Genomic DNA, 20055 nt, shown 5'->3' on the forward strand with positions numbered 1-20055 from the left:
AGCCCACCTCACCCCCGCACCACCGACACCCCGCCATCCACCAGCATGGCCGCCCCGGTCATGAAACTCGATGCCTCCGACGCCAGGAACAACGCCGCCTCGGCGATCTCCTGCGGCCGGGCCAGACGCTTGAGGGCATGCAGCCCTTCGACATGGGCCCGGGCCTCGGGGCTGTTCATCGCACTACGGCCCATGGGCGTATCGGTACCGCCGGGCAGCAGCGCGTTGGCGCGTATGCCACGGCAGCCCTGCTCCGCCGCAATGACCTGGACCAGGCCGACCAGGCCGGCCTTGCTCGCCGCATAGGCGGCCATGCCCGGCATGCCCACGCTGTGGCCGACAAAGGTCGAGGTGAAAATCAGCGAGCCGCCACCACGGGCCAGCAACGCCGGAATCTGCGCCTGGGCGCAGAGGAAGGCGCTGGTGAGGTTGGTGTGCAGGGTGTGTTGCCAGCCCTCCAGGGACAGCTCGGGGACGGCGCCCAGTTCACCGAGGGTACCGGCATTGTTGAAGGCGATATCCAGGCCACCGAAGCGCGCCACCGCCACGTCCACCAGTTCCCTGACCAACGCCGCATCGGTGATGTCGCCAGCCACGGCAATAGCCCGGCCTTGCCCGGCCGCCGCGATGTCCGCCGTCAATTGCTCGAGTTCGGCCTGGCGCCGGGCCGTGAGCACAAGGTTGGCGCCGTGCCGGGCGAACAATGTCGCCGCGGCTCGGCCGATACCGGAGCTGGCGCCGGTGATGATTGCCACTTTGCCTGCCAGTTGCATGATGAGTACCTCGTCCTGAAGATGATTTGCAGGGTGCGCGGGTACTATCGGGTGCGGTACAAGGGGGATGCTCTCCGTTTCTTGCGGACTGTGGTCAGCCGACAGCAAGATGAGGATTCGACGAGTCAGCGGGAGCACTGGTCAAGGGCGAGGCAAACTGATTGCTTCAGGTGAAGATGGGACACGGCGAACACGAGCGCTGTGCCCCCCTGGTAGGGCCACCATCTGGCGCCTGCGCAAGCTTGCATGCAGTCATCGAACCCATGCCCAGATATCGGTGGCACCGCTACCGACACTTCGCTACGAACTGCCGCGCGAATCTCTTCGAAGAGCTTCTTTGTAAGAAGGCACTTAGCATGGCTCACGAACAATGCTTGTTCGGATAGCGGGGTCACCTCTTCTTCCATCACTTCTCCTCCTGCGACGATCGGATTGCGCACGGTGCGCATCCCAGCCTCAAGTTGTTCGATGGCCTGGGTGCAGTAATGCAAAGCTTGAACTCGCCCTTCCTTTTGTATCGCCCACTCCTTACATGACAGGTGCGATCGTCTGTCCGACCAGAGCCACACTGGATGTCTGTTGCAGCAACCCGCGCGGCAAGCGGAAGCCTTTGAACGGTTGTTGAGTAATTGGGTTGAAGGCCTTCTCTGCGCTGAGTCGGTAGCGCATCACACCATCACCAGTCCTGAAACTCAGATCCACGCTGGTCGCCGTCCGCCCATTGAGCGAACCGCGACTGAGCAGGCGAAACATGGACCATGGCCCTCGGTACTCCAGGCTGCTGCTGTTGCCGTTCTGCCTGAGCAGTGTCAGGTTGCTACGCACATGTTGCCCAAGCGTATTGGGCCAGATAATGCCGGTGATCTGGCTCGTGCCATGGGTGTAGGAAATCAACTGACCGTCCAGATCCAGCAGGCTGGTGCGCTGGTTCGCACTCAGCCCTAACGGCTCGATACTGAACTGCACACTCAAGTTGCCGCGTTGATCGAAGAACGTTTCGCGAATGCGGTCTGCCAGTTCCAACTGCTCGATCACATCGCTGCGGATCAGGGACTGCCCCTGCTGGCCGGTTTGCAGGGCTTCGAGGTTGTCCTTCAGGAACACCTTCAGATACTGCTCATTGAACTGCTTCAGCCGGCCCTTCGGCCCGAAGAACGCCTCGAAGTCATCCAGGGACGCGTCGGGCGCCCTGGCCACGAAGGGGTATCGACCTGCCAGGCGCTGCTGGAAGAAGCTGTACACCTCGGCGTCCCAGCGCCGTTCCAACTCGCGCAGGGCTTCAACGTTCAATACCTGCGCCGTTTGATCAGCCACCTTTCGGACCTGGTGGTTGATCGGCTCAGGCAAGCCGGTGGATACCCGTTGCAAGGTGCCGATGGGATCATGCCCGATCATCGAGAAACGCTGATGCACGGCCTGCAGAGCAGCCTTGCCTCGGTCCGGGCTGTCCTGCACCGCCTTGGCGTAGTCGTGCACGTCTGCGATAGCAGCCAGGGTTTCATCGTAGTAGCTAGGCTTCTCTGCCGTTGCCTGCAGCATCGCGCTCAGCCCGGCAAAGGCCCTTTGAATAGTCCACGCCTGCTGATGCCCAGGCTTACTACTTGTCGGTGGCACGGTCTTGGCTTCATCTGCCACCTCAACAACACCAGTCGATGAGAGCGACGTGTTGTCCCTTACCGTATCGAGCAATCGATGCAGCGGCGCCGCAGGCCCCGTCAACTGCTGCAGGATCGCGACACCATGGTCCAGGTCACGGAAATCAGCCACGCTGAAAGCGTTGAGGGCACGGCGCCAACTGTCAATGTAATCGGCGCTGTACAAGTTGCGCAGCCGTTCGCTCAGCGCCTCCCTGTCGGCGTCCGAATAATCGAGCTGGCTACGCTCGCCCAGCGCCCATTGGTCAATCATCGCCAAATCGGCGAAGCTCTGACTGCGTGGCTCGAAGTACTCCTTGAAACCTTTGGCAGTGAGCATCGGCGCTAACAGCACATCATTACCCATCCTGGCGCCCATGGATGGCTGATACACCACGTCGAAGGCAGGCCCAACCTGATGACGCAAGTCCAGCCCGGTGTGCAACTGCTCCCCAGCCTGTTGTTTCAGGCCGGCGTAAACCCGCTCGGGTAGCGGCACCTTGCGCAGCGCTGCCTGCGCCACCGCGACACGTTGGCTGTACTGCGGCAGGTCGGTATCGGCGTAGGCCAAGGCGTACTTAAGGTGACGCATGAGGTCACGCTGCAGTTGCCCCTGGCCAGGGAATTTCTGCTGCCATTGTCGGGCCATCCACTCTTCGACCCATTCGGTGCGGCGGTTCTGACGGTCTTCCAGCATGCGGTAAACCCTGAGGGCAGCCATTTGCTGCTCACTGCCTGGCGGCGCCGCATCCATGGCATCGATCACACCACTGGCCAAGGCCGGCAGAAACCGCTTGGAGAGCAAGCTGATATATGCCTCATCGACACGCGGGCCTATAGCGCGCCCCTGATACAGGCCAAAATCGGAAACACCCGGCCATGCAGCGCGGTAGTCGCCAAAAACCGATACCGCATCGCGAATCTGGTCCAGCGGCTCCAGCAGGTTGCGTCCGGTAGGATCCAGACGTTGGTCCACCTCGTGATGGCTGTACTCCCTGCTTTTGGCAAGCACGTTGGCGGCTTTGTCGCCATTGATGTCGAAAAAGCGCTGCCAGCCGGCGATGGCGACACAAAAAGCCAGCATGCCTACCCCTGAGCCCACCCATAGGAGTTGGCGCTTGCTGCGTGCCACCTTGATGTTATCCCCAGCAAGTCCGGCTTCCTTATAGATGACGCGCCCGAACGCATGCTGGATGAAGTACGGCAGCGCCTTGGTTTGCGCCTTCCCCTCGAGCAGAGGGAGCTTCGTCTTGTAGGGTTGCGCGGCCTCGCGCACGAACGCATTGATCATGTCACCTTGCTGGATGACCGAGGACCAGTACACCCCGCGTACCAAGGCTGGCGTGGTGTAGCGATCACTGGCCAGCGCTTCTTTCAGGAATTCCAGCAGTATTGGGCGCAAGCCGATCAATTGGGCATGCAATGAGAACAGGCGCGCGCGCTGCGCAGCACTGTCCAGCGCATCGAGCCGATCCACCACCTGCTCGAACAGCTGGCTGATCAACTGTTCGTAGTGATCGCCATACTCCTCCAGCCAAGCGTCGAACGTACCGATCGCATCCAGCTTGAACGTGAAACCGAGCATTTTTTCCCGCATGGGGACGGAAAGCCCGGCATAGAACTGGTCGAACCCGTCCAACAGGTCGAACTTGGTCAGCACCACATACAGCGGCAGCCGCGAACCCAATTGACTACTGACCTCGTACAGACGGGCGCGCAACACATGCGCCAAGGCAATGCGCTGCTCGGGTGTGCCATGCAATAGCGCGGGTAAGTCGACTACCAGCAATATGCCATTGAGGGCTCTCTGGCTGCGGCTGCGCAACAACCAGTCCAGCAGGTGCTGCCACAGCCTGGCCGAGGTTGCAGGTGGCACTTGCTGTGTGACTGATTCGTCGACGGGCGAGCCTGCCAGCGACTCCTGCCGGATGAACGCCCCTGGCGGATCGATGATCACCGCATCATTGCTGACCCACCAACCTATCGGAAAGGCTAGCGTTTGGGCCTGCCTGCCCCGAGCCTGTGCCTTGTCGATGCGGGTCAGGGAAAAGCTTTGTTCTGTGCGATCGATGAAGCTGGTCTTGCCAGCATGCTGGTCACCTATCACCAAGTACCAGGGCAATCGATACAACGCACGTCGCCCGCCTGCGCCATCGAGAAATCGCGAAAGTCCTTGGTCCAAGGCTTTCTCTTGCGCCTGAACCAGCGGCAATACGCTGTCCAGCTCAGCGTCCACCGCCTGCTTGCGCTCAGCCTGCAGGCGAACGTATCGCCTGCGCAGCACCACTAGCCAGCACAACAGCGGCACCAGCACGAGCACCAGGCTGGCCAAGCTGCGATGCGCCATGCTGGCCAGCGGGTGCTGTTCACGCCACGTCCACTGCGGCCCGAGCCACCAGATGGCGACCAGCATCAACACGGTACCCAGCACAAGCAGCAGCGGCATGGCCAGGCCGATCCGAGTCATCAGGGGCAAACCCCAACGTTTCAATAGCTTCCATAGTTGATTCATGGGGGGCCTAGTCCTTGTTCTGATCAGCCAACACATGGGCAGGGGCATACTGTTGCAGTCGTCGAAACACCTCTGGCTCCCAAACGGCGGCCGTGGTGTGCTGCATGGTCCGTGCGACGCTGGCGCACAGGTCCTGAGCCAGCCAGGACACGCCTCGCGCTGCCAAGAGATCGGCCGCAATGACGGTGGTATGGCTGCGCTCACGCGGAGCACGAAGGTCCGCCTGCATGGCCTGCAACTTGAGCAAGACCGGCTCTACCCCACCTGCGTCCAACTGACCGGCCAACTCTTCGCGCAGGCCTGCGAACTCGTGGGCAGATTCGGCTTGCGTTTGCCCAGCTGCGCCTCTGAGCCAAGCCATGCTTTGATCGTCCACGAACGACCTGCCGTCGCTGAAACACAATTGCTGGAGCGCGGGCATGCGCTGGACGAATCGGGCAGTCGCTGCGCGGATTGCCTCAGCTACCTCCCCCATCGCCAGCCGTGTCGCCGCACTGGCCGCGAGGAAACTGCCGCGTACCCAAAAGGGGCAAGCCGTCACGCTCTTTTCGATCCGCTGAAGCAACACCGCGTCGATCGCGGTGCCAGCAATCGCCTCTTCATAGTCGCTGGCGATATCCAGCGGCACCGCCATCAGTTCCGTGCGATTGCCTTGCTTGATTTGAGGCGCCGCCTGGATATGGGACCACAGGCCGAATCGACGCAACTGGTAGCCCGTCGGGTCGTAGGGGTCTTGTTGATTGATCATCTCGGCCATGGCCAGCACGGCCCGTCGTGATTCACGCTCGTTGCCTAACGACACACGAGGCATTGGGGTGGCAATGACCTCGGCCAGCGGTGCAGACTTGGCCGCCGCCGACGACTTCGCCGCAGCAGGCTCGCCAGCGCCACTCGCCTGCTCCGCCTGCTTGCGCAGCAGTCGGTCGACAGCATTCAGAATGGCTCCATCCAACTGAGCAACGGCTTGCTGCTGTCGCAGGCGCTGCAATGCCTCTTGAGCTACGGCCGCATGAGCAGGGCTGAATGTGTAGCGGTCCAGGCGCGGCAGCGCTTCGTTCAAGCGATCGAGCACAAGGCCAACCAGCTTGCGCTTGCCCAGGAAACCTTTGGGGCCAGGCTTTGGATGCGCAACCTCCCAATAGCGCTCGACCATGCCGGCCAGCAACGCCAAGGTAAAACCCCATCGCTCCCAACATCCACTGCGAAGCCACGCAGCACTCAGGTGCGCGACGATACGCAAGTGCTTGCACTGCTGCGCCAGATACTGTCGTGACGCTTCCTCGATATAGGCCCAGTCGATGGTGGATGCCTGCAGCCCGCCCAGCTTGACCATTTCCTGGTCAATGGCCTGATAGGTTTCGTCCTCCACATCAAACAGACCGACCGGTGCCTGCGCATCGATGGGTGCGAGCAGCCGGGCAATTTCCTGTGCGTTGACCTCTGCTACCAGCGACATGTTTTGCGCGCCTCGTCGATGAGCGGGTCCAGGCCTTGGGCATCGAAGACCAATCCATCAATGGAAGGGTTGTCGCTTTGGACCTGAATGCGATGGGCCCCAATAAGTTGCTTGATCTGCTCGATTCCGGGCAAGCCCCGGCCCGCATCGAGTACCTGACCGTTCTCCGTCACCTGCCAAGGGGTTGCGACGGTGGTGCTCCGCTCCCCCTGCAATCGCACCGTCACCCGACCAGCATCAATGGGTTGCGCGGCGACCAGTTGCAGCCTGGAGATGTTCTGCAAACAACTGATCACCAAGTAGGGATGCGACACGGCCGAAGCGATTGCAGGTGCAGAGATCGTCAGCCCGTCGTCTTCAGGCGTGAGTCGAAACGTTAGGTCGTCGGGATGGCGTCCTGCTTCGTGAGTCAGCACCCGGCGCACCGTGGGTGAGTCCTGTTCTGGCGGCGACCACTGCATGGGCACCGAGTGTGCAGGCGTTCCGGCGGCCTCATCAAAACACGCCAAACGCTCAAGGTTGGACACGATCCGCGAACAATCCTGATCGGAATACACGGGTGTTGGCATACACCCGAGCACCAGCCAAAGACTTACGCCACAATTTTTATTACCAAGCATCGCAAGTAAATACCTTTCATATAGTGCATATGACCTATTCAAATCAGTGGATCTGAAACAGCCCTCCCAGGCACTCAAATTCCCGCAAACAGCAAGAGCCTAGCCCATCGGGACAGCAACAAACAAAAAAATATTTTTTTACATTTTCATACTCGACGACATGATAAAACCAAGCGCAATGTTTTTACGCGACCCACAACCAATCCCGCACCTTGTTTACACCCCCAACAAGTAATTAGGAAATTTCCCACACACTAATTTGCAAATAAAAACTCAATACGGACAACTCTTACTAGAACACGGAGAGATTCTGCGATGGCAAAATCCACAGGATCGGTTGCACCCAAAGAACGCATCAACATCAAATACGTACCCGCCACCGGCGATGAACAGGCCGAAGTAGAGCTGCCGCACAAGATGTTGGTAATGGGCGACTTCGGCCTGGATGACACCCGTGCGCTGGAAGACCGATCGGTCATGCGCATCGATAAACACACCTTCAACAACGTGTTGAACGACGCCGATGTCAGCTTGGCCATGTCGGTACCGTCCACGCTCAGCACGGCCATCGACGCGGAGCTGGCGGTCAATCTGCAGTTCAGATCGATCAATGACTTCGGGCCAGACGGCATCGCCCGCCAAGTACCAGAGCTCAGCAAGCTTCTGGAGCTGCGTGAGGCGCTGGTGGCACTGAAAGGCCCGCTGGGCAACGTGCCCGCTTTCCGCAAGCAATTGCATCACCTGTTGAACAACGAGCAGGCCCGCAAACAACTCGCCGAAGAATTGGACCTGGTGCTTGAGGCGCCAAAAGAAGACTGAGACAACGGAGCGTCCCCATGCCAAAGCCAACCAGCACCTCCCTCGCCGCTGAACTATCTGGCGAGACATTGAGCCATGCCACTCTGCTCGATCAGATCATGGCGCAAACACAACTAGTGCCCACTCAAGAGGGCTATCAAGTCGCTCGTCAAGGCGTATCGGCTTTTATTGCAGAAATACTCAAAACTGGTGATCCAGATCAACTAATCAATAAACATCGCGTCGACCAGATGATTGCAGAACTGGATCGAGTGCTCAGCAAGCAAATGGATGCCATTCTTCATCAGCCGGAATTCCAGGCGCTCGAATCATCGTGGCGCAGCCTCAAACTTCTGGTGGACCGCACGGACTTCCGCGAGAACATCAAGCTTGAAATCCTGCATGTCAGCAAAGAAGACTTGCTCGACGATTTCGACAATGCCGCCGATATCACCTGCAGCGGTATGTACAAACACGTTTACACCGCAGGCTATGGGCAGTTCGGTGGTGAGCCGGTGGCGGCCATGCTGGGAAACTACAACTTCGGCCCCTCTTCGCCAGACATAAAGTTACTGAGCTACATGGCCTCTGTCGGTGCCATGTCGCATGCCCCGTTCCTGGCCGCCCCCGCCCCCGATTTCTTCAATCTGAGCAGCTTTGAAGAGCTGCCAAACCTGAAGGAAATCAAAGACATTTTCGCAGGGCCGCGACATGCCAAATGGCGCGCCTTCCGTGAAAGCGAAGATGCCCGCCACACAGCGCTGACCGGGCCACGCTTCATGCTTCGCTCGGCCTACCACCCCCAGGAACAGCCGATCAAAAGCTTCAACTACGAAGAAAGTATCGACGGGCGACACGACAATTACCTGTGGGGCAATTCCGCCTTCCTGCTGGCCAGCTGCATCAACGACAGCTTTGCCCGCTACCGCTGGTGCCCGAACATCATCGGCCCGCAGTCCGGTGGCGCCGTGGAGGATCTGCCAGTGCATCTCTACGAGGCGCTTGGGCAGTTGCAAGCGAAGATCCCAACCGAGGTGCTGATTTCCGACCGCAAGGAATTCGAGCTGGCCGAAGAAGGCTTCATTGCGCTGACCATGCGCAAGGACAGCGACAACGCCGCGTTCTTCTCGGCCAATTCGGTACAGAAACCGAAGAACTTCCCCAAGACCCCGGAAGGCTTGCAGGCTCAAACCAACTACAAGCTGGGCACACAGTTGCCTTACCTGTTCATCGTCAACCGGCTGGCCCATTACATCAAGGTGCTGCAACGCGAGCAGATCGGCAGCTGGAAGGAGCGCCGCGACCTTGAGTCCGAGCTGAACAAATGGATCAAGCAGTACGTCGCCGACCAGGAAAACCCCTCGGCCGACGTGCGCAGCCGCCGTCCCCTACGTGCTGCAAAGGTCGAGGTTTCAGACGTTGCCGGCGATCCGGGTTGGTATCAGGTTTCGCTCGCAGTACGCCCGCACTTCAAATACATGGGCGCGAACTTCGAGATCTCCCTGGTAGGCCGGCTCGACACCCAATGAGCGGATTTTTCGACCGCTTGGTTGCCGATCAGTCCGTGATCCGGGCGCCGTCCAGGCAAGAGAACGCGTCCCACAAGTTCGCCGCCATCAAGCGCCACTTGGAAACGCTGCTCAACGCTCGCCAGGGTTGCTCACAGAGCAGCCCTGAGCTGGGCCTGCGCGATTTCAACGGGCATGACGTGAGCAGTGGCGACCTCCTGAAACAAGTGAGCGCCGACATACGCCGCACCATCCAGCGTTTCGAGCCTCGCGTGCAGGTACGTTCACTCAAGGCCGTGCCCGCTTGTCACGCCCCTCAGGAGCTGCATTTCAGGCTGGACTGCCAAGTGCAGGTGAATAACCACACGGAGCAGTTGCAACTGGAGTTGCTGGTCAACGGCCATAACCGCCATACCCGAGTGAGGTAATCGATGTCGCTCAAAGATCGATTCAGCGAAGAGTTGCGCTACCTCCATGAACTTGGGGACGACTTCGCCCAGGACAATCCACAACTTGCCCGGCTGCTGGGCAAGAGGGGTAGCGACCCCGATGTGGAGCGCTTGATGGAAGCCTTCGCCTTCCTGACGGCGAAGCTGCGCCTCAAGTTGGAGGACGACCTCCCAGAGCTGACGCACCCCATGTTGCAACTGCTGTGGCCCAACTACCTTCGCCCGCTGCCGAGCGCCACGATCATCCAGTTCACACCGTGCAAACAGGCGCTCAGCCAGTCGCAACGCGTGCCAAGGGGGGCACGCCTGTTCTCCAAGCCTGTCGACGGAATTCCCTGTGAGTTCCGCACCTGTACCGCCGTGGACATTCATCCGTTCGAGATCGACGCGGTGGGCTCAACACAAACGCTCGACAGTTCAGTGGTTCGCATCGACCTACACACGTTGGTCGAGCGCCCATTGAATACGCTCGAATGCACCAGCCTCGACTTTCACCTGAGCGGTACCACCCGAACAGCGCGCACACTGTACCTATGGATCGCTCACTATCTCAGCCATGTCAGCGTGACCATCAATGGTCAGGCTCGCCGGCTGCCGGCCAGCAGCATCGTCTTCCCAGGCTTCAGCCCGGACGACGCGTTGTTGCCTTATCCGCAGAACGTCTTCGACGGTTACCGGATCCTGCAGGAATACTTCATTTTTCCTGAGCGCTTTCACTTCTTCGCCCTGACAGGCCTGGAGAAGATCTGGCCTGGTCAGACGACTCAGCAAGTGGGTCTGGAATTCCACTTCACCCGTCAGCTACCAGACTCGCTGCGCATTGGCAAAGCGGATTTCAACCTGTTCTGCGCCCCTGCGGTAAACCTGTTCAAGCACAGCGCCGACCCCATTGACCTCTCCAACGAGGCCGCCCAGGTCGAACTCACACCCAAAGGTGCCGAGTGCCACGCCTACGAAATCTTCAGTGTCGATCAGGTGATCAGCACCCGTACGACAAACGACGGAAGTACTGGTAAACACCTGCGAACCTTCCGCCCCTTCGAATCGTTCGCCCATGAGATCGAGCATGTTCAAGGGCGCACGGCGCTGTATTACCGCTACACCCTCGAAGACTCACTGCGAGGTGATGGCGTCACGCATCGCATCGCCTTCGTGCGTGCCGACGCCAATACCTATATCGGTGAGCTGGAAACGGCGTCCATCGACCTGACCTGCACCAACCGCGATCTACCCCTGGCTCTGGGCATCGATGACATCAATGTGCTCAGCGAAGTCACCCCGCCACTGACCACCTACACCAATATCTGTGCACCGACCCGCCCCTTTCGGCCGGTGCTGGACGGCCAGTTGCAATGGTCCTTGATATCCAACATGTCGCTCAACTACTTGTCGCTGCTCTCAGCCGAGCCATTGAAGGCGGTTATTCGCGCTTATGACTTCGCGGCATTGCACGACATCCAGCAGACACGCACCACCCGCAAACGCCTCGACGGCATCCGGGATATCCAAACGGCGCCTCTGGATTGGCTGATCAAGGGGCAGCCCATTCGCGGCCTGCGCACGCAACTGAAGCTCGACCAGGCTGCATTCCTCTGCGAAGGCGACCTTTACCTGTTCGGCTGTGTGCTCGCGCACTTCTTCGCCTTGTACTCCAGCATCAATTCCTTCCATCAGCTGGAAGTGATCAACATCACCAACAACGAGCATTACACATGGCCCATCCAGACCGGCAAGCAACCGCTGATCTAGCCGACAAGTTGCTCGCGGGCGCGCACCGGTACAACTTCTACCAGTTGCTCGAGCGCCTCCACGGGCTTCACGGAGACGATCTTGAACCCCGTTGGCCCAGCAAAGAAGCCCGCCTGCGCGTGCGGCTTGGCAGCGACCCACGCCTGAGCTTCCCCGTTTCGGATATCTGCAAGGCCGAACGCATGCCCGAAGCACAAGATCGCTATCGCGTGTGCACCACGTTCATGGGCCTGCACGGCACTGATTCGCCTTTGCCCTCCTATTACCTGGAGCAGGTGGCATACGAGCATGCACAGGGGATCGGCGTGCGTCCGGCGTTCTTCGACTTCTTCAATCACTACCTGCTCAGCCTGCTACACCGCATCTGGCGCAAGTACCGCTACTACATTCGTTTCCAGCCGGGTGCCAGCGATGGATTCTCCCAATACATCTTTGCCCTGCTCGGGTTGAATGACAAACAGCTACGCGGCGACACGGCGTTGCCCTGGAGCCGGCTGCTCAGCTTCGCCGGCGTCATCGCCAGCCGCAGCCGCGCACCGGGTACCGTCGCCGGCATCATCGCGCACTGCTTCGACCTGAAGCAGGTGCAGATTCGCGAGTTCGAAACCCGCTTGGTACCTACGACAATCCAGCAACAGGTAAGCCTTGGCCGCAACAATGGTGAGCTGGGCAATTCCTTCATGGTCGGCAGCCGCACGCGAACTCGCAGCAGCAAGTTCACCATCGTGATCAGCGAGCTCGACCAGGCACAGCTGCGTTACCTGCTGCCCAGCGGCATCAACTTCAACCGCTTGCGTGCTCTGATCGACTTCCTGTTGCGCGACGGCTTGGCCTACGACCTGGAGCTGCGGCTGAAGCAGCACGCGCTGTCGCCCTTCTGCCTGCACCCCAGCCGTGGCGCCCAGTTGGGCTGGACCAGCTTCGTCGATGACCGCCGCGGCCAGATCAGCCCCGTCGTGCGGTTCCGGGGGCGCTCATGAGCACGTTGATCTTGAGCATCACCAACCTCGACCAGTTGCAGCACAACGTCACCGCCCGGCACGAATTCGATCGTGCAGGTGGCACCGTCGGCAGCGCGGGAACCACGTGGCTGATCAATGATCGTGAGCAGGGCGTGGCGCCGATCCATTGCGAGATCCGCTGGATCGAAGGCGGCTTCTGCGTGATCGACCGCTGCGAGCGCACCTACCTGAACAACAACCTCGATAGCCTGGGGCCGCTATCGGCCAGGCGTTTGCTCGAGGGTGACCGGCTACGTGTTGGCGCTTATCGACTGTTGGTTCAGCTTTCACAAGCTGATGCCCGTTCGCTGGAAGAGCTGTTCAACACTGACTTGCGGGTGCTCGAGCGACTCATCATGGATGCACCCGCGCAGCGTTGGCTGCACAAGCCCACGGCTGCCCCAGTCGTCGCTGAGATCTGCTCGGCCTTCGATCCGGGCATGGGCAACGATCCCTTGGCGGCCCTGGAAGCAGTGACGCGGCCAGTGCAAGAGAACCCGCTGGATCGACTGATCTCAGGAGAACGCTCATGACGCGCCATTCACTCATGGCCGGCCTTCTGGCAACACTGATCGGGTCCTCGGGCTGCACCGCCCTGAGCAAGATGGGCCAAGTGGCGATGGACCCCTCGATACCCGTCGGCGCGACCAAGGATCAGCCCACCGAAATCGCGTTCAGCATCAACGCGAGCCCCACGCTCAACAGCAACCCCAACAGCCTGCAAGCAGCGACTGAGCAAGAAAGCAGCCTGGAATACAGCCCCTACGCGGTCAGCTTGAGCGCGGGCGACCCCTATGCCCTGACCGAGAAAGTCGAGACCCTGCTCGAGTTTCTTAACGAGCAATTCCCGGCCTTCTCGCCCGTCGAACTGCCAGAGGACGAGGCCGATGAGCCGGCTCGTTCTCCCTTGGAGGAAAGTACGCCGGGCCACTACGAAGACTCGAATGTGGTGCTGACCTTACCGCGTACAACCACAGTGGCCTCCGAGCCGGCCGCCACCCCAATGGCCATCAAGATCCTGCAACTGCGCGACGACTCGCTGCTGCGCAACAGCATTTATGAGCTGTTGGACAAGGATCCCGCCAAGGTGCTGCGCAGCACCTACATTCGTGATGACGACTATCTGCTACGCCCCGGGCAATTCAAGTTCATTCCGTTTGCCGCTATCGAGGCCGAGACCCGGTTCATCGCGGTGATCGCCGACTACCGCCACCAGGAAAACGCGACCTGGAGCCAGGTACTGCGCATTCCACCGCGCGGCCAACACATGATCTTGTCGGTCTTGCTCAACGACACGCAGATCCTGCTCAAGGAGGAGGACTGATGGCGCCTGCAACCCTGCCCTTCTCACTTACTCACGCTGACATGGAGCGCTCATGAGTTCACGTAATCCCGTCCTGTGGCCTGAAGGTCTGTTCGTCAAACCGCAGCATTTCCAGCAGGCTGGCCGTGCCGCTGAAGCGGCCCTGCATCAACGCCTTGGCAGCCTGAACGCAGCTTTCTATGGATTCAGCGAACTGCAACTGAACGACGAATATTTGAGCCTGGGCAAGATCGCCATCACCCGCGCACGCGGCATCATGCCGGACGGCACCGTGTTCGATATCCCGGCAGATCTGCCACCGCCGCCGCCGCTGGAAATCGAGGACAACGGCGCGAAAGACAGCGAGATCTATCTCTGCCTGCCACTGCGCACCGAGGGTGGCCGAGAGGTGAGCTGGCCCGACAATGCCGCCAACTTCCGCTACAGCGCACAGGCTCAGGAAATCAAGGACACCCATAGCGCCGACGGCGACTTGGCGCAGGTCGATCTGGCAGTGCCCAACCTTCAGCTCAAACGCAAGGCCGATGACAGCAGCGCTTACACCCGCCTTGCCATGGCGCGCATTCTGGAGCGCCGGCCCGATGGCAGCCTGCAACTGGATGAAGGGTTCTACCCGACCAGCGTCTCGGTACGGGCGGTGCCGGCACTCCAGCGTTACCTCGAGGAGATCACCAATACCCTGCGCGAGCGCTCGCGCAACCTAGCTAGCCGGATAGGCGCATCGGGCCAGTCCGGTATTGCCGACATCCGCGACTTCAACCTGCTGCAGGCCATGAACCGCTGGTGGCCGTGCTTCCAGCACTTGGCCAGGCAGGGGCAGACACACCCCGAGCAGTTGTACCTGCATATGAGCCAGGCCTGTGGCGAGTTCGTGACCTTCACCGACGAAAGCCGGCTGCCTCCAGAATTCCCCGCCTATCAGCACACGGCTCTGCGCACGTCATTCAAGCCACTGCAGGACACCTTACGCCGCGCCCTGGGTACGGTCCTGCAACCGCGGGCCATCTCGCTGCCGCTGGACGCGCTGGATTACGGCGTGATGACGACAACGCTCGAAGACCGCCGCCTGATCGATGACGCGGACTTCATTCTTGCCGTGCGCGCGGACCTGCCGCCGCCAACATTGCGCCGGCTGTTCCTGCAGAAAGCCAAGGTCACATCCCTGGACACCTTGAATGACCTGGTGCACAAGCAGTTGCCCGGCATTGCGCTAAATCCGCTGCCTGTTGCCCCTCGCGACCTGCCCTTCCATGCAGGGTTCAGCTACTTCGAGCTCGACCGCCGCGACCCGGCCTGGGTCTGCATGAAGACGGCCAACGGTTTCGGGATTCATATCGCGGGGGAGTTCCCTGGGCTTGAGTTGCAGTTCTGGGCGATCAGGAGTGAGTGAGATGCAAGAGAACCACCTCACACGCAATGAAACCGCATCAGCTCAAACTGAGCAGTTGCCATCGAAGCTTGGAAAGGCTTTACCCACTGGCGCCGAGGCCTGCGAGGCAACCACACCAAAGCCCGCCCCTGTTGACAAAGGCTACCCCGCCGATCCCGACTTTCAGCTACGGGGCGGCTACGACAACCTGATGCTGGACGCAGCCACACCACTGCTTGGACTGGTCATGCGTCTACGCACGCTCGATGCGCTGCCCAACATCGAGGAAGTGCACCAACAGGTACGCATCCAGATTGAAAACATCCAGCAAGAGATGCGTCAGCATGGCTACGAGACCACGCAACTTCTGGCGTATTCGTACGGCCTTTGCCTGTTCATCGATGAAGCTGTGATGGAGCGCCCCTGGGGGCAGACCAGTTACTGGAGCCAAGAGCCCCTGCTCAGCATTTTCCACAGCGAAACGTTCGGCGGCGAAAAGATCTTCACCGTTATCTCGCGCCTGATGCAAGAGCCCCAGCGCTACAAGGACGTGCTGGAGTTCATGTACTTCATCCTGTGCCTGGGACTCAAAGGCAAGTACGCCCTCGCGCCCAAAGGCGAAGAAACGCTGAATACCCTCATTCACCAACTCCACGGAATCATCCGTGAACTACGAGGGCCCACGCCGACAACGGTCTCTGACCCCTACACCAACGTTGCCCCGCGCAACTTCCGCATGAATCGGCAGTGGCCCTGGTGGAGCCCATTGGTGATTTCCGCCATCGCCATGGCCACCGCCTACGGCATCTACAGCTACCGCCTGCACCTGATCACCAGCGAGGTGCTGCAGTCGCTCAACGGCATCTTGCAGCAATGAACAGCCGGCAGTCGGCACAACCGTATTCAACGAATTGACGCGGCGTTTGCTGCGTTGAAAAAGCCCATCGATTCCGATGGCCACGCTGCCGCTCATGCGCGTGCTTATCCACATGGACGCAGGAGAAACTGCCATGCCAACACCCGCTTACATCAAGATCGAAGGCCAGACCCAAGGCAACATCACCGCGGGCGCCTTCACCTCCGATTCGGTCGGCAACGTGTTTGTCGAGGGCCACGAAGACGAGATTCTGGTGCAAGAGATCAAGCACCAGGTGACCGTACCCACCGACCCGCAAAGCGGCCAACCTGCAGGCCAACGGGTCCACAAGCCTTTCATCTTCACCAGCGCCCTGAACAAGGCGACACCGCTCATGTATCAGGCCCTGTCCAGCGGCGAAATGCTGCCGACCGTTGAAGTCAACTGGTACCGCACTTCGGTAGAGGGCAAGCAGGAGCATTTCTTTACCACCAAGCTGGAGGACGCCACCATCGTCGACATCAACACCACCTTGCCTCATGCACAAAACAAGGAGAACGCTGACTTCACCCAGTTGATCGAGGTCTCGATGTCATACCGCAAGATCTCCTGGACACACGTCACCGCTGGCACCGAAGGCTCCGACGACTGGCGTAAGCCGGTCGTCTAACCCGGCTGAACATCCCTGGCAGGCAGGCCCTGCCGGGGGCGTTTGAACTCTCGGACGGCGGAAGGACATTTCATGCCCAGCCAATCTGATTTTCGGTACACCTTTGAGCCACTCGTTGGCAATGCCGAGTTTGAAGTGGTGTCGTTTGAACTCCAGGAAGAAATCAGCGCGCCTTTCACGCTCGAGCTGGAATTGATCAGCTTCGAGCCCGACATCGATTTCGGCCAACTGCTGGATAAACCCATCGTATTCACAATCTGGGATGGCAAAGGTCCGCTGCGCCACGTGCATGGGCTGGTCAGCCGATTCAGCCAGGGTGAAAGCGGCTTTTACCGTACCTACTACCACGCCTTGGTCGAGCCCATCCTGGCCCGCGCCGGACTGCGCTCGAACTGGCGCATCTTTCAGCAAAAGACCGTCCCGCAGATTATTGAACTGATGCTCCAGCGTCAGGGCATCGATCAATACGAGCTTCGCGCGAGCCTGAACCACCAGGTGCGCGAATTCTGCGTGCAAGCGGGCGAGACCGACCTCGACTTCATCGCCCGGTTGGCGGCTGAAGAGGGCTTCGTCTATCGCTTCGAGCACAGTGAAAAACTGCATAAGTTGATCATCACGGATCAACTGCAATCCCTTGGATTGATCAGCCATGGCGCGCTCGAGACCGACAACAATGACCTCTTCGATAGCGAGGACGTTATCGATCCCAACACCGTCCTGTATCAATCCAACAGTGGCGGCGATCAAACCAGGCCTTGCCTACGGCGCTTGCGCTACAGCGAGCAGGTCCGAACCTCACGACAGGTCCAGCGCGACTACACCTTCACTCACCCGGCGTATCGCCAGGAACACCGTGCTTACGGCCCTTTCCTGGAACACCAGTCCACCGAGTACGAGCGTTTCGACTATCCCGGCCGCTACAAACGCGATGCCGTGGGCAAACCGTTTACCGAAAACCGGATCACTGCCCTGCGTCATGATGTGCGCATTGCACAAGTTCAGGGCGATGACGTCAGGCTGCAGCCTGGGCTCAGCTTCACGCTCACCGGCCACCCACGTGATGATCTGAATGCGCATTGGCGCGTGAACAGCGTGTTGCACAAGGGCAGCCAGTTCACCAGTCTGCAGGAAGAAGCCGCTGGCCTCGACCAGAGCACGCACTACGAGCAAACCGCTCAGCTGGTACCCGGCAGAACCGAGTGGCGCCCTGCTCCGCTCAAAAAGCCCCGCGTCGACGGTCCCCACATGGCCACCGTGGTCGGCCCGCCAGGTGAGGAGATCTATTGCGACGAATGGGGCCGGGTCAAGGTCAGTTTTCCCTGGGACCGGGAGAGCAACAACAACGAGTTCAGCTCCTGCTGGGTCCGGGTATCCCAAGGCTGGGCAGGTGGCAGCTGGGGCTCGATGGCCATCCCGCGGATCGGCCAGGACGTGATCATCCAGTACGTCAACGGCGACCCCGATCAACCCATGATCACCGGGCGCACCTATTGCGGTAACCAGTTGCCGCCCTACGACCTGCCCGATCACAAGACCCGCATGACCATCAAGAGCCAGACTCATAAGGGGGATGGGTTCAATGAGTTGCGGTTTGAGGATGAGCTGGGCCGGCAGGAGGTGTTCATCCATGCGGAGAAGGACCAGAACAACGTCGTCAAACACAACGAAACCACTTTCGTCGGCAATGACCGCAGTGAACAGGTCGATCATGACGAGACGCTCAGTATCGGCCATGACCGCAGCCAAACGGTGGGCAATGATGAGCGGGTCCGGATTGGCCAGGATACGTTTGTCGATATAGGCCGAAATCAGAAAATAAACATCGCCAAAGACCGTATAGAAGCCGTAGGCAACCATCGCTACGACAAGATCACAGCCAATCACCACATCAGCGTCGGCGGCAATCTTGAGCAGCAGGTCGAGGGCCATGCAGAGCTGGAGGCGGGACTGGAAATCCGCAGGCGCACTCGACGCTACGACCTTCGAACAGCGGAAGCTGTGATCATCCAAGGGCCTGGAGGCTCCATCCGGATTGATGACACGGGCATCACCCTGGACAGCCCGAACCTACACATCAACGGCGTCCTGCTCCAATCTCCAAGCGGTAGCACCAACCCCTTTTCCATCAGCAGCACACCCATCACTGGCAAACCTCTGGACCGCCTATGCGGGCGGCGCCCCGATGGCACCTGCCCGTTGCCCGACTGCCGCTGTATCAAAGGGCCAGTCCAATGAATACAACACCCTCGTATCTGTCCGGCGAACCTCTCGGACATCCCTATCGCTTCATGCTGCTCATGACCCGCGAGCTCGAGTACTGGGCCTACCGGCCCATACCGCAAGAAGGCGAATTGGTGCCGGCCTATGCCCCATCAGTACTCGACCTCATCCATAACGTCAGCCGAAATACTCAACATGCATGGCTATGGAAGCGCAGCGCGCTGGACGACCGCCACGAATTTGGCCCTTTGCTGGTCGACGTTTCAGAAGCGCCCGAACTCCTTGCCCATGCAATCACCACCTGGATGCCCGTTGGAGGGGCCATAGCACTGGATAGCGAAGCGTGCCTCGCCGTGCTAGCGGACCATTTCACCAGCCTTACTCAGGTCACGCTCCCGGATCAGGGAGCAGCCACTTTTTATTTAAAGCCGGATCATCTTGCAGCCTGGCTCGATGCCTTGGACGAGGATCATCGCGCCACCTGGCTTGGGCCTGTGTCGTCACTAGCCTGGCGAGTCAACTGGGGGCCGGCCCATGAATGGAAAACACACGAACACATCCCGACCACTGCCCGCCTGATATCGCAAGTACCGCTGCGCCTTCGCGTACATGAACTGGACCGGCTGCACGCAGGTATACGCGAGCACTTCATCCTCACGCTGGCGCACGAAGTCTTGGCCATGCCACACCATGCCGCCCAAACGTTAGCCGCCATTAGGAAATGGATTGAAGCCCTGTTGCCGCAGCTGGAATCCCTCAACTTTCGCGACGAGGAAACCGCAGGTCAGTTCATTCGGCTGATGGCCGGGCACATGTGGCTGATGAGCAGTGACCAGGCTACGAAGATCTACACCAACCTCAACGAGTCGCCCCAGGCCCGTCTTCGCGAGCTGCACGCACTGGTCCAAATCAAGGAATCCACCCATGACTAGCCCCGCCGTCGGCAGCGCCACCTCCGGCCCCGCCTGCAGCCCACGCGTGCCCATCCTGCCAGTGCGTTATGCCATCGTGCCGCGTACGGGCGATGCCCCTGCCTGTCGCTACGCAGGCGCAGGCTTCAATCTGGAACAAGGCTTCGCCCCGCTGCAGCACTCATCCTACACCCTGCGCGCGCTG

General features: G+C 59.9%; 17 protein-coding genes. 13 read left to right on the forward strand and 4 right to left on the reverse strand.

The features are described 5' to 3' along the window. Nucleotides 1-8: 8 nt before the first annotated feature. From AC25M7_RS21570 to vasI, 4 genes are all read right to left on the reverse strand, one after another. Complete coding sequence (locus AC25M7_RS21570) at nucleotides 9-773, reverse strand: SDR family oxidoreductase (protein WP_307941941.1); 765 nt, start codon at nucleotides 771-773, stop codon at nucleotides 9-11. A 528-nt stretch (nucleotides 774-1301) separates the two neighbouring features. After that, nucleotides 1302-4919: a type VI secretion system membrane subunit TssM gene (tssM, locus tag AC25M7_RS21575; protein ID WP_486971447.1), complete on the reverse strand. Its 3618-nt coding sequence runs from the start codon at nucleotides 4917-4919 to the stop codon at nucleotides 1302-1304. 7 nt (nucleotides 4920-4926) lie between these two features. Continuing rightward, a complete protein-coding gene (tssA, locus tag AC25M7_RS21580; protein WP_486971448.1) occupies nucleotides 4927-6375 on the reverse strand; it encodes a type VI secretion system protein TssA in 1449 nt (482 codons plus the stop codon). Continuing rightward, a complete protein-coding gene (gene vasI / locus AC25M7_RS21585; RefSeq protein ID WP_213883010.1) occupies nucleotides 6363-6944 on the reverse strand; it encodes a type VI secretion system-associated protein VasI in 582 nt (193 codons plus the stop codon). Before vasI ends, tssA begins: the two co-directional genes overlap by 13 nt. A 366-nt stretch (nucleotides 6945-7310) precedes the next feature. Here vasI and tssB point away from each other — a divergent pair, with 366 nt between their 5' ends. From tssB to AC25M7_RS21650, 13 genes are all read left to right on the forward strand, one after another. Then, nucleotides 7311-7814, forward strand: a complete 504-nt coding sequence (gene tssB / locus AC25M7_RS21590) for a type VI secretion system contractile sheath small subunit (protein ID WP_486971449.1) — start codon at nucleotides 7311-7313, stop codon at nucleotides 7812-7814. Nucleotides 7815-7831: 17 nt separating this feature from the next. Then, on the forward strand, nucleotides 7832-9322 hold the full coding sequence (gene tssC / locus AC25M7_RS21595; RefSeq protein ID WP_186595364.1) for a type VI secretion system contractile sheath large subunit: 1491 nt from the start codon (nucleotides 7832-7834) through the stop codon (nucleotides 9320-9322). Next, entirely contained in the window at nucleotides 9319-9729 is a 411-nt protein-coding gene (gene tssE, locus AC25M7_RS21600; RefSeq protein ID WP_110739891.1) for a type VI secretion system baseplate subunit TssE, read from the forward strand. The genes tssC and tssE overlap by 4 nt, the downstream gene beginning before the upstream one ends. Nucleotides 9730-9732: 3 nt before the next feature. Further along, the gene (gene tssF / locus AC25M7_RS21605; RefSeq protein WP_486971450.1) at nucleotides 9733-11499 is read left to right on the forward strand and encodes a type VI secretion system baseplate subunit TssF; all 1767 of its coding nucleotides are present in this window, start codon (nucleotides 9733-9735) and stop codon (nucleotides 11497-11499) included. Then, on the forward strand, nucleotides 11463-12479 hold the full coding sequence (gene tssG / locus AC25M7_RS21610; RefSeq protein WP_186595376.1) for a type VI secretion system baseplate subunit TssG: 1017 nt from the start codon (nucleotides 11463-11465) through the stop codon (nucleotides 12477-12479). The genes tssF and tssG overlap by 37 nt, the downstream gene beginning before the upstream one ends. Next, nucleotides 12476-13033 carry an FHA domain-containing protein gene (locus tag AC25M7_RS21615; protein ID WP_486971451.1) on the forward strand — a complete coding sequence of 186 codons (558 nt, stop codon included), beginning with the start codon at nucleotides 12476-12478 and terminating at the stop codon, nucleotides 13031-13033. The genes tssG and AC25M7_RS21615 overlap by 4 nt, the downstream gene beginning before the upstream one ends. Further along, a complete protein-coding gene (gene tssJ / locus AC25M7_RS21620; RefSeq protein ID WP_186595380.1) occupies nucleotides 13030-13824 on the forward strand; it encodes a type VI secretion system lipoprotein TssJ in 795 nt (264 codons plus the stop codon). Before AC25M7_RS21615 ends, tssJ begins: the two co-directional genes overlap by 4 nt. A 52-nt stretch (nucleotides 13825-13876) precedes the next feature. Next, the gene (gene tssK, locus AC25M7_RS21625) at nucleotides 13877-15214 is read left to right on the forward strand and encodes a type VI secretion system baseplate subunit TssK (RefSeq protein WP_213883007.1); all 1338 of its coding nucleotides are present in this window, start codon (nucleotides 13877-13879) and stop codon (nucleotides 15212-15214) included. A gap of 1 nt (nucleotide 15215) precedes the next feature. Next, nucleotides 15216-16070 carry a type IVB secretion system protein IcmH/DotU gene (gene icmH / locus AC25M7_RS21630; protein WP_186595390.1) on the forward strand — a complete coding sequence of 285 codons (855 nt, stop codon included), beginning with the start codon at nucleotides 15216-15218 and terminating at the stop codon, nucleotides 16068-16070. Nucleotides 16071-16203: 133 nt separating this feature from the next. Beyond that, nucleotides 16204-16719 carry an Hcp family type VI secretion system effector gene (locus AC25M7_RS21635; RefSeq protein ID WP_102682902.1) on the forward strand — a complete coding sequence of 172 codons (516 nt, stop codon included), beginning with the start codon at nucleotides 16204-16206 and terminating at the stop codon, nucleotides 16717-16719. 72 nt (nucleotides 16720-16791) lie between these two features. Then, a complete protein-coding gene (locus tag AC25M7_RS21640; protein WP_486971452.1) occupies nucleotides 16792-18954 on the forward strand; it encodes a type VI secretion system Vgr family protein in 2163 nt (720 codons plus the stop codon). Continuing rightward, nucleotides 18951-19871, forward strand: a complete 921-nt coding sequence (locus AC25M7_RS21645) for a DUF4123 domain-containing protein (protein WP_486971453.1) — start codon at nucleotides 18951-18953, stop codon at nucleotides 19869-19871. Before AC25M7_RS21640 ends, AC25M7_RS21645 begins: the two co-directional genes overlap by 4 nt. Continuing rightward, nucleotides 19864-20055, forward strand: a 192-nt coding sequence (locus AC25M7_RS21650) for a hypothetical protein (RefSeq protein WP_486971454.1), incomplete at its 3' end; no start/stop codon positions are given. The genes AC25M7_RS21645 and AC25M7_RS21650, both read left to right, overlap by 8 nt.

This window comes from Pseudomonas sp. P106(2024), assembly GCF_057480815.1.

Excerpts from the sequence above, each read along its gene's own strand:
- tssJ (WP_186595380.1), top strand. The coding sequence starts at position 13,030 with ATGACGCGCCATTCACTCATGGCCGGCCTTCTGGCAACACTGATCGGG.
- AC25M7_RS21645 (WP_486971453.1), top strand. The coding sequence starts at position 18,951 with ATGAATACAACACCCTCGTATCTGTCCGGCGAACCTCTCGGACATCCC.
- tssE (WP_110739891.1), top strand. The coding sequence starts at position 9,319 with ATGAGCGGATTTTTCGACCGCTTGGTTGCCGATCAGTCCGTGATCCGG.
- vasI (WP_213883010.1), bottom strand. The coding sequence starts at position 6,944 with ATGCCAACACCCGTGTATTCCGATCAGGATTGTTCGCGGATCGTGTCC.
- icmH (WP_186595390.1), top strand. The coding sequence starts at position 15,216 with ATGCAAGAGAACCACCTCACACGCAATGAAACCGCATCAGCTCAAACT.
- AC25M7_RS21615 (WP_486971451.1), top strand. The coding sequence starts at position 12,476 with ATGAGCACGTTGATCTTGAGCATCACCAACCTCGACCAGTTGCAGCAC.
- AC25M7_RS21640 (WP_486971452.1), top strand. The coding sequence starts at position 16,792 with ATGCCCAGCCAATCTGATTTTCGGTACACCTTTGAGCCACTCGTTGGC.
- tssG (WP_186595376.1), top strand. The coding sequence starts at position 11,463 with ATGGCCCATCCAGACCGGCAAGCAACCGCTGATCTAGCCGACAAGTTG.
- tssK (WP_213883007.1), top strand. The coding sequence starts at position 13,877 with ATGAGTTCACGTAATCCCGTCCTGTGGCCTGAAGGTCTGTTCGTCAAA.
- tssC (WP_186595364.1), top strand. The coding sequence starts at position 7,832 with ATGCCAAAGCCAACCAGCACCTCCCTCGCCGCTGAACTATCTGGCGAG.
- AC25M7_RS21570 (WP_307941941.1), bottom strand. The coding sequence starts at position 773 with ATGCAACTGGCAGGCAAAGTGGCAATCATCACCGGCGCCAGCTCCGGT.
- tssA (WP_486971448.1), bottom strand. The coding sequence starts at position 6,375 with ATGTCGCTGGTAGCAGAGGTCAACGCACAGGAAATTGCCCGGCTGCTC.
- tssB (WP_486971449.1), top strand. The coding sequence starts at position 7,311 with ATGGCAAAATCCACAGGATCGGTTGCACCCAAAGAACGCATCAACATC.
- tssM (WP_486971447.1), bottom strand. The coding sequence starts at position 4,919 with ATGAATCAACTATGGAAGCTATTGAAACGTTGGGGTTTGCCCCTGATG.
- tssF (WP_486971450.1), top strand. The coding sequence starts at position 9,733 with ATGTCGCTCAAAGATCGATTCAGCGAAGAGTTGCGCTACCTCCATGAA.
- AC25M7_RS21635 (WP_102682902.1), top strand. The coding sequence starts at position 16,204 with ATGCCAACACCCGCTTACATCAAGATCGAAGGCCAGACCCAAGGCAAC.